We start from the raw sequence: 11773 nt of genomic DNA, 5'->3' as shown, positions 1-11773 counted from the left end.
CTTTCGTCAATTATTTTAAGGCTCCTTATTCGTTATTCACGAAAGTAAAAAGTTTGAAATTAATTGTGAACCAAACTTTCTTGGTGTTTACAAAAATTAGCATAACTTCCCTGCATTGCGAGCAATTCGGGATGGCTTCCTTGTTCGATAATTTCTCCATGATTGAGAAAAATAATTTGGTCTGCATCTCGAATTGTGCTGAGCCTATGAGCGATGATAAGTGTAGTCCTATTCTTAATGAGTTGATTTAAAGCAACTTGAATATCTCTTTCAGTCTCAACATCAACACTTGAGGTTGCTTCGTCTAAAATAACGATAGGGGGTGACTTTAATATTGCCCGTGCAAGAGTAAGTCTTTGCTTTTCACCCATGCTCAACCGGACTCCTCTTTCCCCAATTAATGTATTGAGTCCATCAGGAAGTTTTTGGACAAATTCCCATGCACTTGCAACTTTGAGTGATGAAATGATATCCTTTTCATTTGAACAAGGCGAAGCCAGCAAGAGGTTTTCTTCCACTGTTGTATCAAATAAGAAAGGGTCCTGTGATACGAAGCCAATATTGCTTCTTAATGAGCTTAGGGAAAAATTCCTAACATCAGTGTCTCCAATTGAAACTGATCCCTTTTCCACATCGTAATAACGAAGAAGAAGATTTGCGATCGTACTTTTTCCCGCTCCCGTTGGTCCCACCAGTGCAGTCGTAGAACCGGACGGCAAACAGAAATCCAAACCTTTGACAATCGATTGCCTTTCATCATAAGCAAATGTTACATTTGAGAACCTAATCGAATGATTTTCTTTGGGAAAGCGGGCTGGGTGTTTCGGGCTTTTAATTGAAACCTCTTCATCAAGAATCTCAAAAACTCTTTCTCCCGAAGCTTTTCCAGCAGCAATCATATTATTAATTGATACCAATTGTCTAACTGGTTCGTAAAACATGTTGGTATAAAGCAGAAAAGCAAAGAATTGCCCATTTGTAAAATTGGGATCCGTTTGTAGCAGGTATGCCCCCATCCCCACAACAGCAAGGATTCCAAGAGAAGAAGTAAAGCTCGCACTCGGCCCTTGTATCGACCATCTGTACATTGCCTGGAGTGATCGAGCTTCTAATTCCCTGCTACTTTCGAGAAAGCGCTTTTTTTCCCGATTTTTTAAGTCGAATGAATGAATTAATCGATTACCTTGAATATCCTCTACTAATAAGGAATTCAGGTCTCCAGAAGCTTCGCGCACGGCCTTCCAATTTTTTTTGGAAACCTTTGAATAACGAAAGGCCATGACTAAAAGTACAGGAAGTGGAAGGAAAACCAAAGCGGCAAGCCTTGGTTCTTGTAAAAACATCATAATGGTAACTCCAATCAGGGTAAGAATTGCGATTACCCCTTGCTCCGTCCCATCCAAAATAGCCCGTTCAACATTTTGCACATCTTCAACTACTCTGGAGGAAATATCTCCACTCTTCCTTCGGTCGTAAAAATTGATCGGTAAGTCCAATAGCTTGTCATGAAGAGCTTTCCTAATTCGTAGAATAACTTTTTGTTCTAATTTGTTATTAATCCTAATTCGTAAGCAGTTTAGGATTTCCTTCGATAGAAAAAGCGCTCCGATAAAAAGAATTCCATTAATCAGAATTTTTGATTCTTCGAACCCTTGTGTGAAAATTTGATCAAGTACTCTTTGAATAACGGACGGCACCAATACAGAGAGTACAGTCATTATAAAAGCCAATGATAGGGTAAGGATAAAGAGAAATTTATGCTCAAAAATATATCCCGAAACTCGTTTAATTACTTTTTTGTTTTTGCTTTGTTTCATTTATGGTGTTGAACAGATAGACAAAACCTTTTTTTTCATTTTGACAAACATCGACGATCAATTAATCGAAGGACCCACAGGCGCTATACTTCGTGACCTTCCTTCGCCCTATCAATCTCATCCATCTGGACTGCTCCATCTTCCTCGCTTTATTGGAAAGATAAGAAAACATTTAAAGGAGGGGTTGCCGAAAAGCTATCAGCGTAATTTCACAAAAGGTTTTGATGGTTTTTTATGCCTTCACTTAGGCGTTGAACCGAGCGATATAATAGAATGCGTACGAATCTCCAACTCAGAGGAAGAATTAAATTCTAAATTAAAAGAACTCTTTCCGGCTGAACTTAACTGTCATGTGTGGAATCGAAAAGTAGTGCAAATGGGAATGTCTGATATGGCATTAGAAAAATTGGAAGAAATCAAATCTGACCTTGGAGCTAAAAATCGTCCTGATTTACGATCTTTTGCGGATGTGATTGATTATGACGAGGGACGTATAGATTAGAAAATCTATTAAACCCTTTTGACTGTCAAAAGGGTAATGTCGTCTCGGTCCGATGATATGGAGGAAAATTCCTCAAGGCTATTCATCAAAGAAGAATTGAATAAATGCGGGCTTTTTTCTAGAGCTCCCTCGAGTTTTTTACACAAGCGATCTATCCCGAATTCTTCCTTTGATTGATTTTGTGATTCTGTAACTCCATCAGTGTAGAGTACAAGCATATCACCCTTCTCGAATGAACAGGTTTGATCTTCAATAACTTCTTCAAAAAGATCGGAAGGAACCATCCCGAGAGCCATTCCACTCCCGCGAAGTTTTTCTACACTTAATTGTTGCCCATTCACCTTTCCTAAAAGCGCAGGTTCATGTCCAGCACGAGAAAAAGTAATGGTGTTGGCCTGGGTATCAATAATTGCAAGAACTAGGGTGATGAACATATCTTCCCGAATTCTTTCTTCAAGGTCCTGATTCAGCTTAATCAAAATTTCTCGGGGCGATTTAGATTTTTTTACATAATGCCGAAGGTTTGTTTGGCAAAGAGCCATAAGCAAGGAGGCGGGTACTCCCTTTCCGGACACATCTGCCACTGATACAGCAAACTTAGTAGCAGATAATTTATAGAAATCATAAAAATCGCCACTTACCTGAGCAGAAGGAATATATTGAGTATCAATTTCCAGTCCTTTAAAATAAGGTGATTCTTTGGCAAGGAATAATTCCTGGACATCTCGTGCCAATGTAAGATCTGAGTCCATTCGTGTTTTTTCAACCCGTAAGTTCATTGCGTCGGAATTTTTAATCGCTAATGCGGCCTGTTCGGCAAGAGAATTGACAAGTGATAGATCTGTTTCACTAAAGGTTAAACCATTAGCAGGGTTGGCGACAACTAGAACTCCTGAAATTTGATCATCATGTACAAGTGGCGAAAAAATTAGGGATCGTAGAGTAAGCGATGGATCATTGTGCTTTACTACTCTTGGGTCGTTGAGAGCTTGCGGAACATAGACTGACTTTCCTGTTTTTGCCACTTCACCAATTATGCCCTCCCCTTCTTCCAAAACTTCAGTAGCTAGAATATTCTCCAAGAAACGGGCACGGGTTGTGCTAGTTTCAGTAAGGGAGGATTTAATCTTTCGTTGCGGGGGGAAAAGGCCTTCAGTTGCTACACTTTGCAACTTTCCATTGGGTAGTTTTTCGTAGACACATGCACTGATTGCACCAGTTGTCATCACTGCGGTATGAGCAATTCTTTGATACAGATCTTTTCGGACGACTCCCTCTCCGATAGCCACTGCTAAATTATGCATGAAATCAACTACGATTTCTTTTTCTTGTTGAAGGCGAATCTTTTGGTCGCTCAGTTCAGTGGTTTCAATCTTTGCTTTTTTTCTTGAGTAATTCCACGCGAGTAAACCCAAAATAAGTCCCGCCAGAAAATAAAGCAATGAGTTCATAACATGAAGTACTAAGCTGAATCCTCGACTTTCTGTTCAAGGTAATTCACCACATCTCGGAAAATCCGGGAATTTTTCTGATTTAGATCAAGTAAGGTTTTGTGTGCTCTGTAAATCACCTCAGGGCAGGCTTTCTCCTCTTCCGCTTTAACTTGTAGATTCTCTAGGTCATTTGGACTTGAGATGAACTCAGAACTCACTACAGCAATTTTGTGAATACCAAGATTTTCTACAGTTTCTAAGTTTCTACCTACAAGATTAAGTAGCGTTAGGGTTCCTCCTTGTTTTTCTTTTTTTAACTTTAGTGAAAGTCCAACTAAAATTCCCAAAAATGTACTGTCCATACTAGAGCAGTTTTCAAAATCGATTACAAAAAATTTATTACCCTCCTTCACCATTTCATGGAGAAAGGAGCGGAGTGGAGCACAATTTAAGTACGACGCTTTTTCTTTTATACGAACAAAAACTTCTTCGTTTGTTGCACAAACTTGATAAATTGATTCTTTGTTCACGCAGGAATAAGGTAAAACAATATTTAGTTTACCTCAGCGAAGGCACACATAAAATAATCGAGTGACATATTGAAAAAACTCATAGTTGATCAAGTGTTTAGTCTCGAGAATTTCAATGCCACTAAGAAGCGAAAATGAAATAGGATAACCAGTACACCTTCATTTCAAACAAATACCGAAACAAAATGAATCGTTGGATTTTCCGAGGAAGATTGTTTAAAAAAGCAAAGAAGTCTCATAACTTCGTTTGTTGTAAAGGTTTGCCTTATAAAGCTTCCTTAATGGCCTTAAAGTCTGGGAGCTGCTTTGGGTCATCAGAAGACCACGCAAATGCTATTTCTCCTTGCTTGGAAATCACAAAAGCAGATCTTTTACTTACGCCTTTGAAACCGATAAAATCTTCGTATAATACCCCGTAATGATCTGAGACTTCTTTATTGAAGTCACTGAGGAGCGGGAAATTAAGGTTTTCTTTCAAAGCCATTGCTTCCTGTGCAAACGGACTATCCACGCTCAGTCCATACACTTTAGCGTTTAAATTTTCATAGGATTTTAGATCATCTCTAACCGAGCAGGCTTCTTCCGTGCAAACGCCCGTAAAGGCAAATGGAAAGAAAAGTAGTACTACCGATGATTCTCCTTGGTGCGAACTGAGAGTTACATCGGAAAGACCTTCTGGCGTTTTTGTTTTTAGAGTAAAGTCTGGGGCTTTCGAACCTAGCAATAATGTCATGGCAATTTCTTCAATTTTAGGGTGAATAAATAGACTTAAATTAGGTAACGGACTATACGACGAAAGCAAGAGGAATTCGTGTAGAATAAAAAAGAATTAATATTCTACGCTCGATGATTATGAAATCAGTCCTTATAATTTATAACTTTATGAGTGTGAAAGAATTGTTAATAAATACCGAAATAGTAATTGGAGAAGAAGAATTCGCTAAAAAAATCTCCAGTGGACAAAAGCTGAAAATCAAATTCGGAGTAGATCCGACTAGACCCGATCTTACTTTTGGTCACTTGGTGGTATTTAACAAATTAAAGCAGTTTCAGGATGATGGCCATGAAGCAATTTTACTAATCGGAGATTATACTGCAAGGATCGGTGACCCAAGCGGGCGATCGGATTTACGTCCGGAATTAACAGAAAGCGAGGTGAACGAGAATGCAAAAACTTATCTTGAGCAAGCTTTTCGAATTATTGATCCCGACAAGACAACGGTAAGAAGGAATAGTGAATGGTTTACCAAAATGGATTTTGCTGAAGCCCTCTCTTTGTCTAGAAAAATGACTGTAGCAAGAATGCTTGAACGCGATGATTTTGAGAAAAGGTTTAAAAATAATCAGCCTATTTCAATGGTGGAATTTATGTATCCATTAATCCAAGGTTATGATTCCGTTGTTTTGGAATCTGATGTGGAGATTGGTGGTTCTGATCAATTATTCAATATGTTGGTGGGTAGAACATTACAAAAGGATAAGGGAGTGGATCCACAAGCCGTTTTAACTATGCCCTTACTGGTTGGCTTGGACGGATCAAAAAAGATGTCTAAAAGTTATGATAACTATATTGCATTTAATGATAGTTCAAAAGATATCTTTGGCAAAACGATGTCGATTTCAGATGAAACGATGTGGGACTATTATAAGCTTCTTCTGATAAGGGATACAGAGGAAATTGAAGAGTTAAAAAAGAATCATCCTATGGAAACAAAAAAGAAATTAGCTGAGGAATTAACCGCACTTTTTTATAGTTCTAGTATAGCAGAAAGTGAAAAAAACTCTTTTTCCAATGTTTTTACTCAGCGAGAAAATCCGGACGAAATGAATTCCTACTCGATGTCAGAACTACTTCGTTCCGATGAGTCACCAAGTGTTTTAAATATTTTGAATAATTCAAACATTTTTGAATCTAAGGGACAAATTCGACGATTAATTCAGCAGGGAGCAATTAAAATTGATGGACAAAAAGTGATGAAGTCCGAGGATATAATCACTTTGGAAAAAGCAGACTCTGCAGTGGTGGTGAAAGCAGGAAAAAAAATCTTCTTTCGGGTTGTTTCTTAATCTAAAATCTTTCTGAGAAAGGGAGCAGTCATGCTCGCATCACAATTTAATATTCCAGAAGTGTTACCTTTGTAAAGTAATTCCCCCCCATTCTGACCACCAGTTGGTCCAAGTTCGAAAAGAAAATCTGCCTCTGCTACAATGTCGGTATCGTGTTCAATTACAATCACGGTGTTTCCTTCATCAACTAAGCGATGAAGTAATAATATCAGTTTTTTACAGTCTAATGTATGCAGCCCTATAGTTGGTTCTTCGAGTATATAAAGGGTTGGTTTACTTCTCCTTAGATTTTTATGCTTTTGCTTATCTATACCATGAGCTAATTCGGCCGCTAATTTTAATCTTTGTGCTTCTCCCCCCGATAATGTTGGAGAAATTTGGCCGAGTTTAATGTACCCCAGTCCGGTTTCAATCATAAGTGAAAACGTTTGATGAAGGTAGTTATCGAATTTAAAAAAGTCAGCCGCTTCTTCAAATGTAAAATCTAGGATATCCGATATATTCTTACCTTTCCAAAATAATCCAAGTATTTCTTCTTTGTATCGTTTACCATTACATTCTGAGCACTTTACAAATGAATTGGGTAAGAAGCTCATTTCTACTTTTATTCTCCCTGCTCCTTTACAAACCTCACATCTACCTCCTTTAACATTAAATGAAAAATGTCCAGGTGGATACCCTCTTGCTTTTGCTTCTGGTAATAATGATATCATTGTGCGTATCTTATCCCATACGCCTAAATAGGTCGCAGGAGTAGACCGCGTAGTTTTTCCGATTGGGCTCTGGGTTACTTCAATTGCTTTATTAAAAATATTTCCGTTTTTAATTCTTCCATTACCCAAAATTAGATCCTTTGAATTTTCTAAAACTGCCTGCTTTATTGCTTGGAAGAGAAAGCCTCTCACAAAGCTCGATTTTCCTGATCCAGAAACTCCGCAACACACCGATAATCTTTCGGTGGGAATTTCGATGGAGAAATTGATAAGATTTCTAAAATTAACTTTTTCTACTTTTATCCAGTTTTTATTTTTTAAATAATTAACTTTTGATCTTAGTTTTCGCCATTTGCCAAGCATCGGATGTACGATACCTTCTCGCATATATTGAGCTGTTGAGGATCCCTCTATTTTTGATACTTCGGCTGGTTTTCCTTCTCCGACAATTTTGCCACCCTCTCGTCCAGCTTCTGGTCCAATATCAATTAGGTAATCCGCTTGCTGAATTGTTTCCGGATCGTGTTCGACCACGAGTAATGAGTTTCCACGGGATTGTAAATCCCGTAAGGAATGTAAGAGTTTTTGGTTGTCTTTTGGATGTAGCCCAATTGATGGCTCGTCCAAAACATATAAAACCCCTGAAAGATTTGATCCAAGTTGAGCCGCTAATCTAATTCTTTGTGCTTCCCCTCCCGACAAAGAGGCCGTTTCTCGGTTAAGAGAGAGGTAATCTAGTCCGACTCGGGTCATGAATTTTAGTCTTTCTATTATTTCTGGTATAATCGCATTGGCAACTGACTGTAGTCTTTGTGGGAGTTGTATGTTATTTAGAAATACTATAATTTCATCAGGGGTGAGTTCGAGTAAATGTGGAAAAGATATTTTCTTTTTTTCAGCTCCATATAAAACTACATTCCGACTGATTACATTAAGTCGTTCTCCTTTGCAGTCTTTGCATTTTTCTCCATCCTCCATTTTCCACCAATTACCAGTTGCTGGTAAATCGTCTTTCATCCATTGGAAAATTTTACCATAGCCCTTACAAAATGGACACCACCCTCTCGCGGAATTCCACGATAATAAACTTGGTTCTAATTCGGGGTAAGATTCACCGTTGGATGAATCCACACGAGAGGTCGAATACCAAATACTTGTTTCGTCATTTAATGAAGCAACAAGGCTTCTGCCATTTCCCATCTGAAGAGATTGATGTACGCTTTGTCGAATCGTATTTCGATCAGGAATAGAATTCCATTCTTCTAATAGAACTTCAACATTATGCAGGCGGTATCTATCCAATCCTTCAAACCCGTTTGTATGGAGAAACTGGCCGTCACATCTTACAAAATCATATCCTTTTTCTCTCGCCCAATTTACGATTGGCTTATGATGCCCCTTTCTGCTCGTAATTAATGGAGCTAAAAGAAAAAGGGGTGCCTTCTTTGTCGGTTTTTTAAGCCGTATAATTTTTTCAATTTGATCCGCGATTTCAGTTTCACTTGCGATGGATAAAGGATTGCCATCTTGAACGCTTAATTGGGTTCCAACACGGGCATATAATAATCTAAGAAATTGTGCCACTTCAGTAATCGAACCAACTGTGGATTTCTTTGTCCCTCTGGTAACTCTTTGCTCGATTGCGACTGTGGGGGAAATTCCAGATATTCGATCTACTGCAGGCTTACCAAGTTGTTCAACAAATTGGCGAGCATAGGATGACATCGACTCCATAAATCTTCTTTGCCCTTCTGCGAAAATAACATCGAATGCGAGTGAGGATTTTCCTGAACCTGAGGGGCCAGTAATTACAACAAATTGATTGGTGGGGATTTGAAGGGATATGTTTTGAAGATTATTTTCTCGTGCACCTTCAATTTCTAGAAAATTACAAGACTTCCTTGCTTTATTCCCCTTTTCTTGAATCGATCTTAGTTTTACTTTCGTTTTCTTTTTTAAGAGAGAGCCAGTAGGAGTACTTAGTTTTGACAACTTCGCGGGAGTTGAAGAGGCAATCATCTGCCCTCCTTGCTTTCCCGAACCTGGTCCCATTTCTAAAATCCAGTCCGCTTGTGCTAGAACATGGGTATGGTGTTCAACAATGAGAAGGCTATGCCCGCTTTCCACGATTTCCTGTAGGCTTTTCATGAGTTGCTTTACATCCTCCAGGTGTAGACCAGTAGTGGGTTCGTCAATGATGAGTAAAGAAGGGAGAACTCCCTTCTTTAATGTTGTCATATATTTAACTAACTTTAAGCGCTGGGATTCTCCTCCTGAGAGGGTATTTAATGGTTGGCCCAGGGTTAAGTACCCTAGACCAACTTTTTTTAATGAACTTAATTTTCGTTTGGTTTTGGGAAAGTGTTCAAAGCGTAGAACTGCATCTTCTATTGTTAAATTTAATGTTTCCAAAACATTTAATCCATCTAATTGAATCGTTAGGATTTCCTCTTTAAACCGTTTGCCATGGCAATGACTGCATGGAATTTGAACATCTGATAGAAATTGCATTTCGACTATTTCATATCCCAGTCCGGCACAAACTTCACATCTTCCATTACCGGCATTAAACGAGAAATCGCTTGCGGAGAAGCCAAGTCTTTTTGCAGATTCTGTTCTTCCAAAAGCTTCTTTGATCGGGCTCCAAGCGTCGGAATATAAAACTGGGTTTGATCTGGGTGATCGCACCACTGAACTTTGGTCAATTACAACAACCTCATCAAATACTAGGTCGCTTTTTACATTTATGTCTTGGGTCGGATTTACCATCCCGGCATAAATAATATCGTGCAGGAGTGTGGATTTTCCTGAGCCTGAAACTCCGGCAATGCACACAAGTTTAGAAAGGGGTAATTGAGTGCTTAAATTTTGAATGTTATTAGACGATGCATTTTTAATATGCAAAAAAGGATCTTTCGCACGAACTTTCCTTTTAGCACTGCTTAAAAAGGCAGGGATGTAATCGTGATTAAGCCAATGCCCTGTGATGGAACTTTCGGATTGGTGGAGCTGTGCGACTGTTCCTTCAAAAGAAATTTCTCCACCTTTTGTTCCCGGAAGTGGTCCAATTTCAAAAACCTTGTCTGCTGCGTTAATTATTTGTTCATCATGTTCCACCACACAAACGCAATTCCCTGCATCTGCTAGTGCCCTCAGTATTGAAATTAGTTTGTGGATATCTGTTCCGTGGAGCCCAATGGTCGGTTCGTCTAAGGCAAAAAGCGTATCTGTTAAAGAAGCTCCTAGGCAGGCAGTTAAATTAACCCGTTGAGTCTCTCCGCCACTTAAGCTTTTAGCGGTACGATCTAAGCTTAAATAACCAAGTCCTACATCCTGAAGGTATGAGAGTCTTGCCTGGATACTTTCAATTGCGAGATCGGATTTTGGATCACCAGTCAGTTTGTAGGTTGAAATCTTTTTAAAAAGTTCATCAATGGGCATGCGATAGAGATCTGGTAATGAAAAGCTTTTCCATTTCCAATGGAGCGAATCTTCTTTGAGCCGATTTCCCTGACAGCCTGGACAATTAAAATATCCTCTGTACTTTGAAAGAAAGACCCGAACATGCATTTTATAAGTTTTCTTTTCTATCCATTTAAAAAATGCATCAATTCCGTGCCACTTCTGGCTTCCTTCAGAATAGGTTGGATCGCCCTGCCAAATATAATTCTTTTGCTTTTTGGTAAGACTCTTCCATGCGGTATTTGTGGGAATCTTCTTATCTTTACAGGCTTGTATTAGTTCGTCCTGACAGTGACCATATACCTTTCCTGAAAAAGCTTTTACCGCTCCCTCAACAATTGATAATGTTTGGTCTGGAATAACAAGAGTGGGGTCAATTTCTATAATTCGGCCAAACCCTTTACATTTTGCACATGCTCCAACTGGTGAATTGAATGAAAAGGCGGAGGGATGTGCTGCCGGAAATTTTCGTCCACTTTCGGGAGATCGAAGTCCCTCGTAGATCAGGTTGAGCAAATTCCCCGAATGATCCCTTACTTGGCCCAAGCCATGACCATGCTTGATCGAAAGTGAAATGGCCTCTATGAGCCTAGATTTATTGTCCTTTTGAGTATCAATACGATCCACGACCACAAAGATTTCATTTTTATTCCAATCGGAATTCATAATATCTTCTAAGTGTAGGAATTTATTTTCGTGCAAGCCACGAGCATGTCCCGCCTGTATCAAGAAAGTAAGGAAATCTTTCGAGGGAAGTTTTTCCGGTCTTACCGCAATAAAACCAACAATGAATTGGGAGTCTTTTTTCTTTGTTAGCTTAGCGGCTTGTGATTGAGAAGTTTCGTGCTGAAGGACATTTCCAGAATCTGGATCAATAAAGCGGGCAACTTGAGAAAACCACACTTTGAAATAATCGCAAAGTTCTGTCATCGTACCAATCGTCGATCGTGAATTCCTAATAGTATTTTTTTGCTCAACTGCAATAGACGGCCTGATATTTTTAATTGATTCTACTTCCGGCCTTTGCAGGGTTTCAAGGAATTGACGCACATATGGGCTAAAGGTTTCTACATACTTTCGTTGCCCTTCCGCATGTAGAACATCAAATAAGAGTGTTGATTTCCCTGCACCACTTAAGCCAGTAAATACAATCAGTTGCCCTGGCAGTAATTCTAGATTAATCCCTTTAAGATTATTTTCCGTCGCACCAAGTACTTGAATTGGGGAATGTTGAGAAGCCATTTTTAAT

Annotated in this window: 7 protein-coding genes; 2 read left to right on the top strand and 5 right to left on the bottom strand. The window is 39.0% G+C overall.

Features of this window, described 5'->3' with window-relative positions; translation table 11 throughout:
* Positions 1–59: 59 nt before the first annotated feature.
* On the bottom strand, positions 60–1817 hold the full coding sequence (locus ACKPQ5_RS02285; RefSeq protein ID WP_407677473.1) for an ABC transporter ATP-binding protein: 1758 nt from the start codon (positions 1815–1817) through the stop codon (positions 60–62).
* Positions 1818–1857: 40 nt separating this feature from the next.
* On the opposite strand from ACKPQ5_RS02285, the gene ACKPQ5_RS02280 reads away from it, so the two are divergent.
* The gene (locus tag ACKPQ5_RS02280) at positions 1858–2319 is read left to right on the top strand and encodes a DUF5069 domain-containing protein (RefSeq protein ID WP_407677472.1); all 462 of its coding nucleotides are present in this window, start codon (positions 1858–1860) and stop codon (positions 2317–2319) included.
* Positions 2320–2327: 8 nt separating this feature from the next.
* Here ACKPQ5_RS02280 and ACKPQ5_RS02275 read toward each other — a convergent pair whose 3' ends face one another.
* From ACKPQ5_RS02275 to ACKPQ5_RS02265, 3 genes are all read right to left on the bottom strand, one after another.
* Positions 2328–3770 carry a PP2C family protein-serine/threonine phosphatase gene (locus ACKPQ5_RS02275; RefSeq protein WP_407677471.1) on the bottom strand — a complete coding sequence of 481 codons (1443 nt, stop codon included), beginning with the start codon at positions 3768–3770 and terminating at the stop codon, positions 2328–2330.
* Positions 3771–3781: 11 nt separating this feature from the next.
* Entirely contained in the window at positions 3782–4282 is a 501-nt protein-coding gene (locus ACKPQ5_RS02270) for an STAS domain-containing protein (RefSeq protein ID WP_407677470.1), read from the bottom strand.
* Positions 4283–4547: 265 nt separating this feature from the next.
* Positions 4548–5015 carry a redoxin domain-containing protein gene (locus ACKPQ5_RS02265; protein ID WP_407677469.1) on the bottom strand — a complete coding sequence of 156 codons (468 nt, stop codon included), beginning with the start codon at positions 5013–5015 and terminating at the stop codon, positions 4548–4550.
* A 149-nt stretch (positions 5016–5164) separates the two neighbouring features.
* Between ACKPQ5_RS02265 and tyrS the strand changes: the two genes are divergently transcribed.
* Positions 5165–6349, top strand: a complete 1185-nt coding sequence (gene tyrS, locus ACKPQ5_RS02260; RefSeq protein WP_407677468.1) for a tyrosine--tRNA ligase — start codon at positions 5165–5167, stop codon at positions 6347–6349.
* On the opposite strand, the gene uvrA is transcribed toward tyrS, so the two are convergent.
* The gene (gene uvrA / locus ACKPQ5_RS02255; RefSeq protein WP_407677467.1) at positions 6346–11766 is read right to left on the bottom strand and encodes an excinuclease ABC subunit UvrA; all 5421 of its coding nucleotides are present in this window, start codon (positions 11764–11766) and stop codon (positions 6346–6348) included. The genes tyrS and uvrA overlap by 4 nt on opposite strands.
* Positions 11767–11773: the final 7 nt, after the last annotated feature.

Origin of the sequence: Candidatus Seribacter sulfatis, from assembly GCF_964187635.1 — a bacterium.
GTDB lineage: Bacteria > Verrucomicrobiota > Verrucomicrobiia > Opitutales > Seribacteraceae > Seribacter > Seribacter sulfatis.
Note: the sequence above shows the minus strand (reverse complement) of the source record. Positions and strands in the feature narration are given on the sequence as shown.

Bases quoted from the DNA above. Each gene is read 5' to 3' on its own strand.
- ACKPQ5_RS02285 (WP_407677473.1), bottom strand. From the start codon at position 1,817: ATGAAACAAAGCAAAAACAAAAAAGTAATTAAACGAGTTTCGGGATAT.
- ACKPQ5_RS02275 (WP_407677471.1), bottom strand. From the start codon at position 3,770: ATGAACTCATTGCTTTATTTTCTGGCGGGACTTATTTTGGGTTTACTC.
- ACKPQ5_RS02265 (WP_407677469.1), bottom strand. From the start codon at position 5,015: ATGACATTATTGCTAGGTTCGAAAGCCCCAGACTTTACTCTAAAAACA.
- tyrS (WP_407677468.1), top strand. From the start codon at position 5,165: ATGAGTGTGAAAGAATTGTTAATAAATACCGAAATAGTAATTGGAGAA.
- uvrA (WP_407677467.1), bottom strand. From the start codon at position 11,766: ATGGCTTCTCAACATTCCCCAATTCAAGTACTTGGTGCGACGGAAAAT.